Source organism: Halorubrum orientale (genome assembly GCF_059623105.1).
Genome location: NZ_JBSPSR010000008.1, coordinates 109,600 through 125,146 on the forward strand (window position 1 = coordinate 109,600; position 15,547 = coordinate 125,146).

Annotated in this window: 15 protein-coding genes and 1 tRNA gene; 7 read left to right on the top strand and 9 right to left on the bottom strand. The window is 64.6% G+C overall.

Going from position 1 to position 15,547, the window contains the following annotated elements; all coding sequences use genetic code 11:
• The first annotated feature begins 18 nt into the window (after positions 1–18).
• A complete protein-coding gene (locus ACWUI7_RS10440; RefSeq protein ID WP_496642163.1) occupies positions 19–468 on the top strand; it encodes a universal stress protein in 450 nt (149 codons plus the stop codon).
• A complete protein-coding gene (locus tag ACWUI7_RS10445) occupies positions 465–1,310 on the top strand; it encodes a DUF63 family protein (RefSeq protein ID WP_496642164.1) in 846 nt (281 codons plus the stop codon). Before ACWUI7_RS10440 ends, ACWUI7_RS10445 begins: the two co-directional genes overlap by 4 nt.
• Before the next feature lie 4 nt (positions 1,311–1,314).
• On the opposite strand, the gene ACWUI7_RS10450 is transcribed toward ACWUI7_RS10445, so the two are convergent.
• The 4 genes from ACWUI7_RS10450 to ACWUI7_RS10465 all read right to left on the bottom strand — a co-directional run bounded on the left by ACWUI7_RS10450 (position 1,315) and on the right by ACWUI7_RS10465 (position 4,888).
• On the bottom strand, positions 1,315–1,893 hold the full coding sequence (locus ACWUI7_RS10450) for a DUF2150 family protein (RefSeq protein WP_496642165.1): 579 nt from the start codon (positions 1,891–1,893) through the stop codon (positions 1,315–1,317).
• A gap of 81 nt (positions 1,894–1,974) precedes the next feature.
• Entirely contained in the window at positions 1,975–2,844 is an 870-nt protein-coding gene (locus ACWUI7_RS10455) for a TatD family hydrolase (protein WP_496642166.1), read from the bottom strand.
• 63 nt (positions 2,845–2,907) lie between these two features.
• The gene (locus ACWUI7_RS10460) at positions 2,908–3,693 is read right to left on the bottom strand and encodes a hypothetical protein (RefSeq protein ID WP_496642167.1); all 786 of its coding nucleotides are present in this window, start codon (positions 3,691–3,693) and stop codon (positions 2,908–2,910) included.
• A gap of 154 nt (positions 3,694–3,847) precedes the next feature.
• Positions 3,848–4,888: a succinylglutamate desuccinylase/aspartoacylase family protein gene (locus ACWUI7_RS10465; RefSeq protein WP_496642168.1), complete on the bottom strand. Its 1,041-nt coding sequence runs from the start codon at positions 4,886–4,888 to the stop codon at positions 3,848–3,850.
• Between the two features lie 97 nt (positions 4,889–4,985).
• Between ACWUI7_RS10465 and ACWUI7_RS10470 the strand changes: the two genes are divergently transcribed.
• Both ACWUI7_RS10470 and ACWUI7_RS10475 read left to right on the top strand, forming a co-directional pair.
• Complete coding sequence (locus ACWUI7_RS10470; protein WP_496642169.1) at positions 4,986–6,335, top strand: putative ATP-dependent zinc protease; 1,350 nt, start codon at positions 4,986–4,988, stop codon at positions 6,333–6,335.
• Positions 6,336–6,413: 78 nt separating this feature from the next.
• Positions 6,414–8,447 (top strand): 3-hydroxyacyl-CoA dehydrogenase/enoyl-CoA hydratase family protein, encoded by a 2,034-nt coding sequence (locus ACWUI7_RS10475; protein WP_496642170.1) that lies wholly within the window; start codon positions 6,414–6,416, stop codon positions 8,445–8,447.
• An 81-nt stretch (positions 8,448–8,528) separates the two neighbouring features.
• Here the strand turns inward: ACWUI7_RS10475 and asd are convergent, their stop codons facing one another.
• The 4 genes from asd to ACWUI7_RS10495 all read right to left on the bottom strand — a co-directional run bounded on the left by asd (position 8,529) and on the right by ACWUI7_RS10495 (position 11,739).
• The gene (gene asd / locus ACWUI7_RS10480) at positions 8,529–9,572 is read right to left on the bottom strand and encodes an aspartate-semialdehyde dehydrogenase (RefSeq protein WP_496642171.1); all 1,044 of its coding nucleotides are present in this window, start codon (positions 9,570–9,572) and stop codon (positions 8,529–8,531) included.
• An 889-nt stretch (positions 9,573–10,461) separates the two neighbouring features.
• Positions 10,462–10,959 carry a hypothetical protein gene (locus tag ACWUI7_RS10485; RefSeq protein WP_496642172.1) on the bottom strand — a complete coding sequence of 166 codons (498 nt, stop codon included), beginning with the start codon at positions 10,957–10,959 and terminating at the stop codon, positions 10,462–10,464.
• Between the two features lie 107 nt (positions 10,960–11,066).
• Positions 11,067–11,140: transfer RNA gene (locus ACWUI7_RS10490), tRNA-Thr, on the bottom strand.
• Between the two features lie 59 nt (positions 11,141–11,199).
• The gene (locus ACWUI7_RS10495) at positions 11,200–11,739 is read right to left on the bottom strand and encodes a GNAT family N-acetyltransferase (protein ID WP_496642327.1); all 540 of its coding nucleotides are present in this window, start codon (positions 11,737–11,739) and stop codon (positions 11,200–11,202) included.
• 140 nt (positions 11,740–11,879) lie between these two features.
• Here ACWUI7_RS10495 and udk point away from each other — a divergent pair, with 140 nt between their 5' ends.
• Positions 11,880–12,578 carry a uridine kinase gene (udk, locus tag ACWUI7_RS10500; protein ID WP_496642173.1) on the top strand — a complete coding sequence of 233 codons (699 nt, stop codon included), beginning with the start codon at positions 11,880–11,882 and terminating at the stop codon, positions 12,576–12,578.
• Between the two features lie 65 nt (positions 12,579–12,643).
• Here udk and ACWUI7_RS10505 read toward each other — a convergent pair whose 3' ends face one another.
• Positions 12,644–13,057, bottom strand: a complete 414-nt coding sequence (locus tag ACWUI7_RS10505; protein ID WP_496642174.1) for an Lrp/AsnC family transcriptional regulator — start codon at positions 13,055–13,057, stop codon at positions 12,644–12,646.
• A gap of 261 nt (positions 13,058–13,318) precedes the next feature.
• Here ACWUI7_RS10505 and carA point away from each other — a divergent pair, with 261 nt between their 5' ends.
• Positions 13,319–14,380 carry a glutamine-hydrolyzing carbamoyl-phosphate synthase small subunit gene (gene carA / locus ACWUI7_RS10510; RefSeq protein WP_496642175.1) on the top strand — a complete coding sequence of 354 codons (1,062 nt, stop codon included), beginning with the start codon at positions 13,319–13,321 and terminating at the stop codon, positions 14,378–14,380.
• 174 nt (positions 14,381–14,554) lie between these two features.
• On the top strand, positions 14,555–15,547 hold the full coding sequence (surE, locus tag ACWUI7_RS10515; RefSeq protein ID WP_496642176.1) for a 5'/3'-nucleotidase SurE: 993 nt from the start codon (positions 14,555–14,557) through the stop codon (positions 15,545–15,547).

The window sequence follows — 15,547 nt, forward strand, 5'->3', positions numbered from 1 at the left end:
CCCATCCTCGGGACAGGTATGACACCGCTCGACATCGACCTCGTGCTCGTTCCCGTCGACGGGAGCGAGGCGTCCCATGAGGCCGTCGACTACGCCATCGAGATCGCCCGCGAGTACGGCGCAACCGTTCACGCGCTGTACGTCCTCGACGAGGCGGTCGTCAAGGCACTCGAGACCGGTGCGATCGACCAAGCCGACGTCGCAGCGGACACCGAGTCGTTCACCGATTCGGTCGCCGAGCGCGCCGAGGCGGTCGGCGTCGAGCACAGTAACTCCATCGCATACGGCTTCTCTACGCAGGTGAAGACGGTCCACCCGGGGAGCGTAGTGCTCGATACCGCAGAGGAGCTTGCGGCCGACTTCGTTGTTGTCCCCCGCGAGCCGGTCACGGGTAACCCTGGTGAGGTGCTCGCAAAGGCGGCCGAGTACGTCCTCCTGTACGCGAGCCAGCCGGTGCTCTCGGTGTGACGGGTGGCGCTGCCGCGGTGACGTCGTTGGGGTCGTTTCCGCTCGTCCCGGCCGGAACGACCCTCCCGCCGCTTGAATACCTCCTCGGTGTCGTCTTCGCCGCCGCCGCGGTCACCGTCTCGTTCTGCCGGCGGTCGCCGGCGATCACCGGGATGCACGTGCTCGCGCTCGCGCCGTGGATGGCCCTCGGTGCGGCAGCACACGTGCTCTTCGTCGTCGATGGCCTCCCAGCGCTCCTCGCCCCGCTCGGTGGGTCGCCGACGGTGTATCTCACGACGGCGACACTCGCCGGTGGGGTCTGGCTCACGGCTTCGGCCGCGATCGCTGACCCAAAGCGTGTTCCGCAGGCGCTCGCCGCCGTTGGAACACTCGGGTTCGTGGCTGCGCTGGTCGCCGTCGGCGCACAAGGCGTCCCCGGGGCGGGAGCCCGGTGGGCCGGCCTCTCGGTGGCGATCGCCGTCCCATTCGTACTCGTCGCGTGGAGCGTGCTCACTGCGGTCCGACCGGCCGTCGCGTCGATCCGCCGTGTCGGGCAGCTCGTCGTGTTCGGCCACGCGCTTGACGGCGTCTCGACGGCGGTCGGCGTGACGCAATTGGGGTTCGGCGAACGGAGTCCCCTCTCTCGGATCATCCTCGAACTCGGCGTCCCGTCGATGCCGGTGCTCGGTGAGGCGTGGCTCTTCGTGCTTGTCAAACTCGCAGTCTCTGGGGGGGTCGTCTCCCTCTTCGCGCCGACCGTTCGAGAAGCGCCGCGCGAGGGGTTCCTGCTCGTTGCGTTCGTCGCTGCGGTCGGGCTCGGGCCCGCCGTACACAACCTGCTGTTGTTCAGCGTGTCGGCGTGAGGACTTAATCCTCTTCGACGACTTCTGGGTCCTCGATGGCCGACTGTAGCGAGTCGAGGCCATTGACCCACTCCGAGACGAGGCCGTACTCGAGTTCCTCAACAACGCCGATATCGAGCGTCTCACCGTCCAGGATGCGCGTGCCGGCCTGGACCACGTAGCCGAGGGCGGCGTCGAAGTCCTCGTCGGTCTCGGCTTCGGCGGCCGCGTGGACGAAGTCTGTGACGTCGCCGTCGGCGACTCCACCGACGACGTACTCCTCAGCCGCGTAGAAGACGGGTACGAGCGACGTCTGCACCCCGTCGATGAGCATTGCCGTCTCCTCGTCATCGAACGACACCTCCGCGAGCACGATGTCGCTCACCGTCCGGAGCTCGTCGACCGCGCGCTCCTCCTCGATGCGCTCCTCCTCGAACGCCGCCAGGATCTTCGCGACCGCGATCGCCGCGTCATCCTGGAGGTTCAACAGGAGCCGTGCGGACGACTCGTTTTCTGGATCGAGCTCTTCGTCGGCGACTCGATCTAGCCAGTTCTGCCAGCGCTCTTCGGAATAGAACGTTTCGACGGCCTCGTCCTCGGTCATACTCCACCTCTCACCCGGCCGATTCAAAGGCCTTTCTTATCGATTGGCCCGAGCGATGCCGTCACACCCCGACGCAGGCGGTCATTCGGGGTCTTCGGTCGGCGGATCGAGCGTCGCTTCGGTGTCGATCCCGTAGACTGCAGCGGGCGTCTCGACGTGTGCCCGCCGGACCGCGTCGTCGTGGCCAGATTCGAGTAGCCACCGAACGCGCCGAGGTACCGTCTTCGGTCCGAGCACCATCCCCGGTCGGTCGGGGTCGTCAACGAAATCAGTCTCCATGAGGAACGCTCGACCGGCGGTTGCAGCCCGTTCGAGCCGGTCACGCTCGCTCATCACGCTTGGCGTCGGACCAGCGAGCCGTCCGGCCGCGTAGTGTTTCACCACCCGAGTGGGGTCAAGCCCAACCGACTCGGCGACGGCAGCGAGGTCGGTGAGATCCTCGGTCGCCTCTGTGTGAAGTTGGACCGCACAGCCCTCATCCGCGCCACACTCGAACGCCCGTTGGATCACGGCGTTCGACGCCTCCCAGACGGCGTCGGTCACCTCGTAGTGTGGACGCCCGGATTTGAGCGCCAGCGCTCGTCCCTCTGTTACGTACTCGGCTGCGACCTCGATGCCGCCGCACATGAGCGCTCGGGCATCACTCGGTGAGAAGCCCCGGTCGTCCACGAGCCGGCTGACGAGCCCTGGGTGGACGCCGAGAACCGGCCATGCACGCCCAGGGAGCAGCTCGGACGCGTCGTCGACGATCGAACACGTTTCTTTGAAGACAGCGCGGAAGTCATCCGGGTCGGTGGCCTCGACGCCGAGGTGCCACGACGGCTTGTTGACCACGAGCAGGTGCGTGCCGCCGAGTCGAACGAAGTCCTCAACGGCCTCGAGTCCGCGTCCGTATCGCGGGTCAAGGTGGAGGTGGTTGTCGAGTACTGGTGTGCCCAAGTCGACGGTCATGTATTGTGCTTGCGGTTGCGTCCCAGATGTTTGTGCGATTCGGTCACGCTCGACCGGGTTATCTCAGCGCCCGTCGTCGTCGGGTGCGTCGTCGTCAGGCGTCTCACCGTTTTCCTCCGGCGTGTCGTCGTCGGGCGCCTCTCCGCTGTCATCCGTAGCTGAGTCGGCATCATCGCTCACCACGACCTCGTCCAGCCGCTTTTCGACGGTCTCTTCGACCGTTTCGCCCACCGTCTTTTCGACGGTCTCACCGACTGTCTTCTCCACCGTCTCCCCGACCGTTTTTTCCACAGTCTCTTCGACGGTCTGTTCAACCTGCTCGCCAACAGTCTCTTCGACGGTTTGTTCGACCTGCTCACCAACAGTCTCTTCGACAGTTTGGCCAACCGTCTGTTCTACCGTCTCGCCGACGGTTTCTTCGACAGTCTCTCCAACTGTCTTCTCTACAGTCTCTTCGACCTGCGCCTCGACAGTCTCACCGACGGTCTCCTCGACGGTTTCACCGACCGTCTTCTCTACTGTCTCGCCGACGCTCTCGTCGACGGCTTGGGTCACTTCGTCGGTGCGTGGCCGGCGGTCGACACGCTCGTTCACCGCTTCGACCTGTTCCATAACGCCTTCGACCTCAGTCCGGAGGGTCTCTTCGACGTTTTCGGTGACCGCCTGCGTCATCCAGTCAGGGTCAAATCGAGCCATCTTCCAGACCACGTGGATGACGTACGAGACGAACACCCCGAGACCAAAGGCCGTTCCCACCCGACCGCCGACGATGGCGAAGAGGACGATAGCGACGAGTATCAACAGCCCGTACGCGAGGTCGACGACGAAGTCCACCCGGTCGGGATTCACGGACATCCCTCACCGGTCAGCGTGGCGTTTCGAGTTATCATAGATACGTACGCTTTGCCGGCTGAACGGGTAACTTCGATGATCTCCCCTCGGTCGTGTCGTCGGCCGCACTGGCGATCGGTGTGTGAGCACGTTGACGGTCGCCCTCAGCAGATCACTCGGCACGGGTCGGGCGCGTGTCGTCTTGCTCGGCCGGCCGGTCAGCCACGATGGCGCGCTCGGTAGATTCGTCGACTTCGACGAGGTGACAGAGCGGGTTTCCCGGATAGACAACCGGGTTCTCGAGGACGCCGAGCAGTAGCCCAGTAAACGGCGCGGACACCGCCACCACGTCCTCTTTGAACGGATTGGTTATCGTCGCGATCCGGTCGCCGGCGTCGACTAGCGACCCACTCTCGTGGTGGACGTCGACGATGCCGCCGGAGTCGGCCCGGAGCCACGTCTTCTCTGCGCTGCCCGCAACGATCGTGCGCCAGTTCGGCCGACGGACGACGGATGAATCGAGCATGTCGTACTCTGCGAACACCGACGCTACACCCTCGAGTGCGTCGTCGATGAGTGACCGCTGGAACCGATGTGCCTCGCCCATCTCGACAGTGAGGGTCGCGATTCCAGCGTCTGTCGCCTCCCCACGGAGCGTCCCGCTCGGCCCCTCGCTGTCGATGATCACGTGTGATCCGAACGCTCGTGCGAGCCGAGTGACACCGTCGTCGGCGAGGTCACCACGGGCGTGGAGCATGTTCGTCCGGCCGCGCGTAGAGGTGTGAAAATCGATACCGAAATCGCACGGCTCGATGAAGTTCGTGTAGATTCGGTGTGCCATTCGCTTCGCGCTCGTCGACCCTGGACGGCCGGGAAACGACCGGTTGAGGTCACGGTCGTACACCGGGAGGTACCGCTGTTGTGCGAGGAATCCGGGAACGTTGAGCACGGGGAGACAGACGAGCGTGCCGGCCAGCTCGTAGAGATCCCACTCGTGGGCGACCTCCCGGACGACCTCGACGCCGTTGAGTTCGTCACCGTGGGAGGCCGCAGAAAGGAACGCAGTCGGCCCGTCGCGTGCGCCGTTGACGATCGTAACTGGAATCCGAACCGGGTCGCCGAGGTACGTTTCGCTGATGCTGTACCGTACGTTCTGCGTCTCGCCGGGCCCCACCGCGCCGCCATTGTAGGTAAACCCCCCATCGTCACTCATCGTTCCGCGAGACGTGGGGACAAGGGTAATACGTGACGACCGCAGTCAGGCCCTAACTGCGCGACCGGTGCGTTTTACAGGCGGCACGAAGAGGTGGATGTATATGTCTACGGACCCGGTGCGTGTTGGTGTCCTGTCGCTTCACAACAGCAAAGAGACGAAAGCTATCTGTAACGCCGTCGAGGCGCTCGGCCACGAGCCGGTGTGGCTTCGCGAAGAGAACGCCGCGATACGCGTCGATGGCGGCACCGTCGATATCGAGCCCGCCGTCGACGTCATCGCCAATCGGCTGCTTGTCTCGAACACCGACCAGCCCGCAGAGTTGCTCGGGCTCGCGACGACGTTCGAGCGAATCAGACCGATGCTCAACGACCCCGACGCGGTGTTGGCGTCGATCCACAAGTTCGCGAGCGCGGCGACGCTCGCCGACTGGAACGTGCGCGTCCCAGACGCCTTACTCGCACTCTCGAACGATCGGCTCAACGAGGACCGTGAACGGTTCGGAAACGTTGGCGTGTACAAGACCGCCATCGGCACCCACGGCGGCGGTACCTGGAAGGTCGACCTCACGGAGCGGGTCAACCCGAAGGTCGGCAACCGACAGGCGTTCCTCCAGCGACTGATCGACCGGGACGACGAACAACACCGGGATCTGCGGGTGTACGTCGTCGGCGACGAGATCGTCGGCTCGATGTACCGATACGCCCCGGAGGGTGACTGGCGGACCAACGTCGCTCTCGGTGGCGCTGTCGAGGACGCGACCGACGACATGCCGACCGAAGCGGCCGACACCGCCCTCTACGCTGCGGACGTGATGGGACTCGACTACGCGGGCGTCGACCTCGTCGAGGGGTACGACGGCTGGTACGTCCTCGAGGTCAATCCGACGGCTGGATTCAAAGGGCTGTTCGAAGCCACTGGCACGAGCCCGGCACCACACATCGCCAAGCTAGCCGTCGAAACGGTGGGTGGCACGGTCGACGACGAGGCGGTCGAACGGCTCGCTGGCACTCTCGACGATTCCCGTCCGTCGTGTGCGCCGCGACCGAAACCCACGCCGACGACCCAGCCGGTGATCGGGTACATCGAAGAAGTCGTCGTCACTGGCACCTCCGGGTCAACGCAGTCGTTCGCGAAATCCGACACGGGCGCGACACGCACCAGTATCGACACCTCTCTGGCTGCCGAGATCGGTGCGGGACCGATAAAGAGCATGACGCGGGTCAAATCAGGTAGCGTGAAGGGCGGGAAGGCGAGACCGGTCGTCGACCTCGTCATCGGCATCGGCGGCAACCAGCACACCGTGACCGCGAGTGTTGAGGACCGCGGCCACATGGAGTACCCGCTGCTTTTAGGGCGCGATATCCTCGAACACTACCGCGTCGACGTCCGCAAGCGGTCTGACGGCGATGAGCCCGAGCCGACGAGCGAAATTCTCGAGGAGTGACCGCGTTGGTGGTCACACGAACGCTGCGTCCGTGCCGCGATGAAAACGTTGAATCCGTCCCCTCGTGAGGGCCCACGTATGCAACTCGAAGACGTAACCCAGATAGCGGTCCTCGGCGCCGGAAACATGGGCCACGGTATCGCCGAGGTCGCTGCGCTCGCGGGATATACGGTGACGATGCGAGATGTCGAACGAGAGTACGTCGAGGCCGGCTACGAGTCGATCGAGTGGTCACTCGAGCGGCTCGAAGAGCGCGGTGACCTCGACGAGGATGCAGTCGAGAAAGCTCTCGACCGGATCGATCCGGTCGTCGACCTAGAAGCCGCCGTCGGCGACGCGGACGTGATCGTTGAGGCGGTCCCGGAACAACGCTCGATCAAAGCCGATGTGTACGCGTCCGCACTTGAACACGCCTCCGACGACACGATCCTCGTTTCGAACACGTCGAGCCTCTCGATCACCGACCTCGCGTCCGTCACCGACCGTCCTGACCGCTTCTGCGGTATGCACTTTTTTAACCCGCCGGTCAGGATGCCGCTCGTCGAGGTGATCGTCGGTGCCGACACTGCGCCGGAGACGCTTGATCTCATCGTGGCTCTCGCCGAAGACCTTGGCAAGGAGCCCGTTCGCGTCCGGAAGGACAGCCCCGGATTCATCGTCAACCGGATCCTCATTCCGTTCGTGAACGAGGCGGCGTGGCTGCTCGACTCGGCCGCCGCGTCCATCGAGACGGTCGACGCCACCGTTACGGCCGAGCTTGATCTGCCGATGGGGGCCTTCGAACTCGCCGACCAGATCGGTATCGACGTCGTCTTACACGTCCTCGAACACCTACATGAGACGCTCGGTGAGGCGTATCGACCGGCGCCCGCGCTCCTCGAGAAAGCCGACGCCGAGACGCTCGGTAAAAAGACCGGGACCGGCTTCTACGACTACGACGCCGACGGCGCGGCGTACGCGTCCGCGACGCGCGACGATGCGGTCCGGCAGCGCCTCCTCGCGGTCGCTGCCAACGAGACGGCCGGCCTGATCGGCGACGACGTCGCCGACGCCGCCGCGATAGACCGCGCGATGCGGCTCGGCGCAGGGTTCACCACTGGCCCGGCAGCCCTCGCGGACGCCGAAGGGATCGACACGCTCGTCGCCGTCCTTGACGCTCTCTCAGCCGAAACCGGCACAGCCCGGTACGAGGCGACTGACGCCCTCCGCGAGGCGGCCGCAGCCGGTGGGTTCACTACGGGCGGACCCACCGCGATGTCGCCGAGCAACGACGACGCAGCCACGGACGCATCAGACAGCGAGTCTGAGGGCGCTCTGACACCGCTCGACACCGACTACGACGCGCTCACTGTCGAGTTACACGATCACGTCGCACACATCGAGCTTGACCGCCCAGCACGGCTCAACACAATCTCGGTCACGCTACTTGAAGAGCTTGAAGCTGCTGTCGATGGACTCGATCGGATGGACGCGGTCCGGGCGATACTGCTCACCGGTGCGGGTGACCGGGCGTTCTCTGCGGGTGCGAACGTCACCGAGGCGTTCGCCGGCGCCTCGGCGGCTGAGGGTGTTGACCTCGCCCGGCACGGCCAGCGGGTGATGGAGACACTCGAACGCGCAGACGTCCCGGTAGTGGCCGGAATCGACGGGTACTGTCTCGGTGGTGGAATGGAACTCGCCGCGGCCGCGGACCTTCGGATCGCGTCTGCAGGGTCGACGTTCGGCCAACCGGAACACGACCTCGGGCTCCTCCCAGGGTGGGGTGGAACACAACGGCTCGCGCGCCTCGTCGGTGAGGGACGCGCAAAAGAGATCATCTTCACGACCGGCCGGTACGACGCCGAGACGATGGCCGAATACGGCTTCCTCACGGATGTCGTCCCCAACGATGGGCTGTTCGAGCGCGCGCTCGACCTCGCGTCCGACCTCGCGGACGGTCCGCCAATCGCACAGGCGTACACGAAACGCGCGATCCACGCCGGACGCGGCGACGGCGTGGCGGGGTTCGCGCTCGAAGCGCAGGCGTTCGGCGGGTTGTTCGGGACCGACGACTTCGAGCAGGGATTGACAGCGTTCAAAGAGGACCGAGAGCCAACGTTCGAGGGACGCTGAGAGGGTACGATAGCGAGGAGAACGAGAGGTGCGAGGAGGTCGCGAGGGCGACAGAAAGTAGTCGTTTGGCCGGGTGACTACTCAGACGTAGCCTGCATCGACGAGCAGCTCGCCGTTGAGGATTGAGGCGCCTGCAGCACCCCGGATCGTATTGTGTGCGAGACAGTTGTACTGGATGCCCTTCGTGGTGGCGTCTACCCCGCCGGCGACGATGCCCATACCGTCGGCGTACGTTCGATCGAGTCGCGGCTGTGGTCGGTTTGGCTCGTCGGGGCCGAACACCTTGATGAGTTGACTCGGTGAGCTCGGGAGGTCCGCCCCCTCGAACGCCCGCATCGCCTCGCGGACCTCGGGAACGTCAGGCGTCTCGGTCAACTCGACGAACACGTTCTCGAGGTGACCATCGAGTGTTGGGATCCGGTTACACGAGGCGGCGACGTCGGCGTTGTGGAGGGTGAGCTCCGCGCCGTCGAACGATCCGAGGAGCTTTCGCGACTCCGTCTCCATCTTATCTTCTTCCCCACCAATGTGCGGGATGGCGTTGTCGAGAATCTCCATCGACGTGACGCCGGAGTAGCCGGCACCGGAGACAGCCTGAAGCGTGGAGACGTGAACGGTCTCCAGACCGAACTCGTCGAGGGCGGCCAGCGTCGGGACCATCGTGATCGTCGAGCAGTTGGGGTTTTTCACCAGTGCGCCGTCCCACCCGCGCTCCTCGCGCTGGACCTCGATCAGCCCGAGGTGGTCCGGGTTGATCTCAGGGATGGTGAGCGGGACGTCCGGTGCCATGCGGTCGTTCGAGGAGTTCGACGAGACGACGTAACCGGCCTCGAGGAAGTCCGGCTCGACTTCGGCGGCCGCCCCGGAGGGCAGCGACGAGAAGAGCAGGTCGACGTCGGCGTCTTCGATCGCCGCCGGATCGGTCGCTTTGACCTCCATCTCGGCGACGTCTTGCGGGATGGGCGTGTCGACGCGCCACTTGGCCGCCTCGCGATACGTCTTGCCGGCGCTCGATTGGCTCGCCGTGACCGCTGCGAGTTCGAACGTCGGATGGTCGCCGAGCAGCTGGATGAATCGTTGGCCGACCGCACCGGTCGCACCGAGGATGCCGACTCGTACAGACATTGCCGATAGTGAGCGATTATCACATAAGTGCGTTCGGATACGCGCGCCGGGCGGCGTCGTCGGGTGTCTCGACGGGTGTTCGTCCGACCGTGGCTGTTAAGCCACCACAGCGACTCACTTCGGGTGCGTGCCCCAAGTCCCCGCCCGAGTACTCCCAACTGGGAGCGATGACCGCGCGGAGAACCCAGGCACGGTACATCCGGTCGCACGCTGCGACCCGCCCGCCACCGCGTCGGTGGCCGCCCGCCACGAGGGTTTCCCGGTCGACACGGCACGCCGCCAGGGATGAGACCGGTCGTTAGTGTCGCGGGCGACACACTATGAGCGAGCGGCTGTACTGACACTGTGTGTGACCCCTTTCATGCCGATTCGATGCGTGTGTCTCTGTGGCTGGGTGAACGACACTGCACAGTGACACCCGGGCACCTCTTTCAGCCACACCCTCCCCAATACGTGTCTGGTGGTGGTTGTGTGAGCAACAGGATTCTGGGACACCCGGACACCAATTACCGCCACACCCTCCCCAGCCGATTCTGTACGTGTGTGGCAGTAACTCTGTGACGAATACGACCGCGTGACACCCGGACACCTTTTTCAGCCACACCCTCCCCAGCCGATTCACTCGTCGCCCACGGGCGACTCGCTCATCCCTCGCACGCGCTCGCGAGCCCGCCTTCGGCGTGCTCGCAAGGCGCGCGCCAACAGCCCAATCACTGGGCCACTTGGGATCGGGGGGCGACCGGTGCTGAACTGCTGGTTCACTTGCCGACGCACAGGCCAGAACGCTCTGAGCGATATGCTTTGGTGAGCACCATGTTGTTTGGCCGCTCGCCCATTCGTGAGGGAGTGATACTGCGAGTCGTCTCGGTGTTCAAGCGGGCGTAGCGCCTCATCGCTCGTCGCTTCGAAGCCACTGCCGTAGTTCGGACTGTGCGTCGAGGTATACCTCGTCCGGGTGCGGCGCTGTATCCTGTCGAATGAACGCCCTGACACCTTCGAACACCTCCTCACAGATCGATGTTAACCGGGCCGAATCCTCGCGAGAGTCGTCGGTCATGGTCGGGAACTCGCTCCGCTCGGATGCGGCCAGCTCGTCGTAGAGCCGGCGAGCGAGCGACTCGTAGCGCGTCGCAACACGGGCCCAGTCGGTGTGGCCTTCGAGTGACTGCCGCCGGTAATCTGGGTCGCTGCAGACCTTCTCGGCGAAGTTCCACATGTACGGCTCGGCCTGCTCATCGAAGTAGAACCACCGGTTTATTACCCACTCTGCATCCGCGTTGACGGGAGTGACGATCATCAAATGGTCACTCCCGACCGGGCCACCAGTGTCGAACAGCAGTGTCGCGGTACATCCGTTCGAGGTTCGCTCCGCTATCACGTAGCGCACAGGCCTGTTCGCCGCGGCATCGCACAAGAATTGTCACACGCGGGGACACGGCTCGGAACGGGACACATAGACGACGACCGAACCATCGAATGAGAGACCGCGATAGGAGCCAGGGCCGCGATTTGAACGCGGGAAGTCTCGATTACAAGTCGAGTGCATGAACCGCCCATGCTCCCCTGGCACGGGAGACAGTTCTCGGTCCGAGTATGAGTGCGTGTCGCTTTCGGCGAGCCGGTTCGATCAGGAACCGCCGCGATTCTCTGTTGTCTCGCCGGGTGTCTCATTCGTGGTTTCCACCGACTTGCGCAGTTCGACGCGGTGGGGATCGTATCCATGGTCGGCGTAGAAGGCGCGAGCCTGGTCGTTGTTCGCGAGCGCCTCGAGCACCACCGCGTCTGCCCCCGCCGACGACAGCGCCTGCTCGGCCGCATGAAGCAGCGCCGATCCGATGCCCTCGCCGCGTCGCTCGGGGACGACGTAGAGGTTACTGACGACACCGCGGGAACAGTCCCGATCATAGCCCCCGTGCTCGAGTGTGAAGCCGACGAAGCCGAGAAGCGCCGCTGTGGCGTCGGTCTCGCCGCTATCTCGGGCCACAAACAGCTCACCAGTGACCGCTCGGCTGGCCGCCCACTCGCGGACGGCGTTGTGGTTCGCGGCCGCGAGCAACGTCGACCCGTGCCGGCGTTGATCGGCTGCAAGCGCGACCCACAGGTCTGCGACGGTATCGGCGTCGTCGGTCGTCGCCGGAGTGACCTGTACTCCCGGCGGTCCGGTCATGGACGGTTCATCGCTCACACGTTCTTGTTTGCAGCCGTCGGTGTTTGAGCCTGCCGGCCAGTCGTCGCGCTGTACCCGCTGGTGTCCAACCGCCACGACGAACCACGTGCGTTGAAGCCCCTCGGGCTCACAAGATCGGTATGACCATCCCCTCGTTCGTCATCGGCATCGCGGGCGGGACCGGCGCGGGGAAGACCACGGTGACCAGACAGGTCACGCAAAACCTCGACGATGATGTCACCCGTATGCCCCTAGACAACTACTACGAGGACCGAAGCGAGCTCTCTTTCGACGACCGCGCCGACCTCAACTACGACCACCCGTCGGCGTTTGAGTGGGACTTGCTCACAACACACCTCGAGTCGTTACTTGAGGGACAGCCGATCGCGATGCCACAGTACGACTTCGAGACACACACGCAACGAAACGAGCGGGTGACCGTCGAGCCGACCGACGTCGTCGTCGTCGAGGGGATCCTCGCGCTGCACGATCCAGATCTCACCGAGATGATGGACCTTCGGCTCTACGTCGAGACGGACGCAGACGTGCGCATCCTCCGGCGTATCCGGCGGGACGTACTGGAGCGCGGCCGAGATCTCGCGAGCGTCATCGACCAGTACCTCTCGACGGTGAAACCCATGCACGAGCGGTTCATCGAGCCAACGAAAGGCGACGCCGACCTGATCATTCCTGAGGGTGCAAACAACGTCGCCGTCGACCTCATCCAGGAGAAGCTTCGCGCCGAGATCGACGGGGACACCCCACGCACGTGGGAGCGGGGGACGCTAGAACAGGAGTTCGCAACCAAACGGTCGCCCGACATCGATCCGGAGGGGTGAGGTGGACGATACAAGACATCACTCGTGTGCATGAGAGCCTGACGTCTTTCATACAGCCACGCCGACTAGCCGAGTCGTTCGTCGAGGATGAGGCGTGTCTTCGTGGACTTCACTTCATCGAGCTCGCGCGCTTGAGAGATGAGATCGTTGACCGCAGTGGTGTCGACTGCGTCCACGACGAGGACGACGTCATCTTCGCCGGAGACCTGCCAGACGAAGTCGACCTCGTCCCACTCGACAAGCCGTTCGCTGACGCCCGCGGTGTTTACATTCATCTCGACGGAGATCTCGATCATCGCCTTCACGTTTCCTGTCCGGGTGGTCACCGTGAAGCGCTCGATGACACCGTCTTCGGTCAATCGGTCGACACGGTTCCGAACCGTCCCCTCGGAGGTGCCCACGCGCTCTGCGATCTCCGTGTACGGAGTTCGCGCGTCCCGACGAAGGATCGAGAGGATACGTCGATCGAGGTCGTCCATGCCTCGTCCACGGCGAGCGGCGACTTACGACTTGTGAATATCGTAGTCTCGCTTCGAACTCCACAATGATACGCCTTGTTGAGTTCGATCTTCGGAAGTATACGACGAGGACACGGGCACTCAGCCGGGATGCGTACCGTCACGTGCGCAGTTCCGGCACTGTTAACCGAACGAGACGGCACCGCGTCTGCCACATCTTCGATATTCGTAATTAGACTTCGAACGACGCATTTAATAGTGGACATCTATACGTTTCTCGTAATGTCGGATGCCTATCTCGCACTGGCCGACGGACGCGTGCTGGAGGCACGTGCCCGCGCACCGGGGACGACACGCGGGGAGCTCGTGTTCACCACCGCGTACACCGGCTACGAGGAGTCGCTGACCGACCCGTCGTACGCCGAGCAAGTGCTGACGTTCTCGTACCCGCTGATCGGGAACTACGGCGTCCGAGACGAGCGGTTCGAGTCGGGGACGATCCAGCCTCGTGCTGCTATCGCCCGTGAGATGACCGACGAGATTGCCGCCTGGCTCGAAAGCGAGGACGTACCCGCCATCGACCATCTTGATACCCGCGAGGTCGTCACGACGGTCCGCGAGGAGGGGGCGATGGCCTGTGGTATCGCGGCTGGAGACGACGTCACGCCTGAAGACGCGATTGCAGAGATGGAGGCGTGTGAGCCGATGAGCGCACACGTTGACATCGGTGCAGACGTCTCTGTCGCGACGCCGACGGTTCACGAGGGCGGCGGAGAGGTCACCGTTGCGCTGATCGACTGTGGTGCCAAAGGGTCGATCATCGACTCGCTCACCGCCCGCGGGGCAGACGTACACGTACTTCCGTACGACGCTACGGAAGCCGACGTCACGGCCGTTGACCCCGATGTACTCTTCGTCTCGAACGGTCCCGGCGACCCGGAGAACTACGTTGACGCCCAGACGGTCGTCGACGCTCTCGCCGGGGAGCTCCCCATGGCAGGGATCTGTCTCGGTCAGCAGATAATCGCGAGCGCGCTCGGTGGCTCCACGGAGAAGATGATGTTTGGCCACCGCGGCGTTAACCAACCGGTCAAGGATCTCCGTACGGGCAAAGTCGTGATGACCACCCAGAACCACGGCTACACAGTAGACGACACCGGGCCGCTTGAGGTCACGCAGGTGAACGTCAACGACGACACCGTGGAGGGGCTCGACAGTGAGTCACTCGACGTGATCACACGTCAGTACCACCCGGAGGCGAACCCCGGCCCACACGACTCGCTCGGTTTCTTCGACGAGGTCGTCGCGATGGCGACCAGCGAGAATCCTGTAACTGCGGACTGATCTGCACCGAGACGACGGCTGCCCACATCAACTTCCGGTCCCCACACCCGTTTCCCTGACCACCGGAGTACCAGCCCTCCCCGACGCTCGTTCACCTCGTACTCGCCGTCTCGGTCGGTCATCACCGACCGCCGGCCGGGTGCGTTTTTATCCCGGGACGCCCAACCGTAAGTCATGACACTCGAGGTCCTCCTCACCAACGACGACGGGATCGACGCGGTCGGGCTCCGAGCGCTCCACGAGGCGCTCTCACGCGAGCACGAGGTCACCGTCGTCGCACCGGCGACGAACCAGTCGGGCGTCGGAGGGAACCGCTCGTGGTGGGAGACGGCGGTCGAGTACAGCGATCGAGACCTCGGCTACGCGGTCAAGGGGACTCCGGCGGATTGCGTCGCCGTGGCGGCCGTCGCACTCAACGTCGAGCCGGACCTCGTCGTCTCCGGCTGCAATCACGGTCCGAACATCGGTGCCCACGTGCTCGGGCAGTCGGGGACGGTCGGGGCGGCGATGGAGGCCTCGTTCCTCGGGACGCCCGCTGTCGCACTGTCCATGTACGACCGGGGGAATCTGCCGATTCCGCCGACGGTGAGCCACGACGACTTCGCGCTCGCGGGGCGGGTCGCTCGGGCGTTCGCCGACCGGGTCGACGCGGACGGCCGGCTCCCATTCGGTGCCGACGTGCTGAACGTGAACGTGCCCGCTGCCGACGACGAGACGGCCGCAAACCCGACGTATCGGGTGACGGAACCCGCTCGTGGCTTCGACGTGATCGAGTTCCATCCGGGGACCGATGCGGCCGACGCGGAGACGGCTGGGATCGACGACGACGCCGGGTGGGGCGACGGATTCGGGACACGCCGCGGCGAGATGGGCATGGAGCTCCGAGATCGCTTCTGGCGGGAGTTTCTCCGAGGTGACGTCGCCGACGACCGTGGGTCAGACCGGCTCGCGACGGTCGAAGGAGAAGTAAGCGTGTCGCCGCTGTCGACCTCGCGCTCCGTCGCAGGAGATCGGGCGGGTGACGCGTTCGACGTCACCGGGGAGACAACCCAATCGGCTGAGGAGGGAGGTGACGAGGGAGCCCCCAGTCTTGGTGACGAGGCAGAGATCGTATCCGGTGTTGGGTCCACAACCGAAGAACCCTCGGCGCAGGGGCCCGACCGCTGA

What these genes read in the sequence shown, in the direction of transcription:
- carA (WP_496642175.1), top strand. Translation starts at nt 13,319, where the DNA reads ATGTCGGATGCCTATCTCGCACTGGCCGACGGACGCGTGCTGGAGGCA.
- ACWUI7_RS10470 (WP_496642169.1), top strand. Translation starts at nt 4,986, where the DNA reads ATGTATATGTCTACGGACCCGGTGCGTGTTGGTGTCCTGTCGCTTCAC.
- ACWUI7_RS10440 (WP_496642163.1), top strand. Translation starts at nt 19, where the DNA reads ATGACACCGCTCGACATCGACCTCGTGCTCGTTCCCGTCGACGGGAGC.
- ACWUI7_RS10475 (WP_496642170.1), top strand. Translation starts at nt 6,414, where the DNA reads ATGCAACTCGAAGACGTAACCCAGATAGCGGTCCTCGGCGCCGGAAAC.
- ACWUI7_RS10450 (WP_496642165.1), bottom strand. Translation starts at nt 1,893, where the DNA reads ATGACCGAGGACGAGGCCGTCGAAACGTTCTATTCCGAAGAGCGCTGG.
- ACWUI7_RS10495 (WP_496642327.1), bottom strand. Translation starts at nt 11,739, where the DNA reads ATGACCGGACCGCCGGGAGTACAGGTCACTCCGGCGACGACCGACGAC.
- surE (WP_496642176.1), top strand. Translation starts at nt 14,555, where the DNA reads ATGACACTCGAGGTCCTCCTCACCAACGACGACGGGATCGACGCGGTC.
- asd (WP_496642171.1), bottom strand. Translation starts at nt 9,572, where the DNA reads ATGTCTGTACGAGTCGGCATCCTCGGTGCGACCGGTGCGGTCGGCCAA.
- udk (WP_496642173.1), top strand. Translation starts at nt 11,880, where the DNA reads ATGACCATCCCCTCGTTCGTCATCGGCATCGCGGGCGGGACCGGCGCG.
- ACWUI7_RS10505 (WP_496642174.1), bottom strand. Translation starts at nt 13,057, where the DNA reads ATGGACGACCTCGATCGACGTATCCTCTCGATCCTTCGTCGGGACGCG.
- ACWUI7_RS10465 (WP_496642168.1), bottom strand. Translation starts at nt 4,888, where the DNA reads ATGAGTGACGATGGGGGGTTTACCTACAATGGCGGCGCGGTGGGGCCC.
- ACWUI7_RS10455 (WP_496642166.1), bottom strand. Translation starts at nt 2,844, where the DNA reads ATGACCGTCGACTTGGGCACACCAGTACTCGACAACCACCTCCACCTT.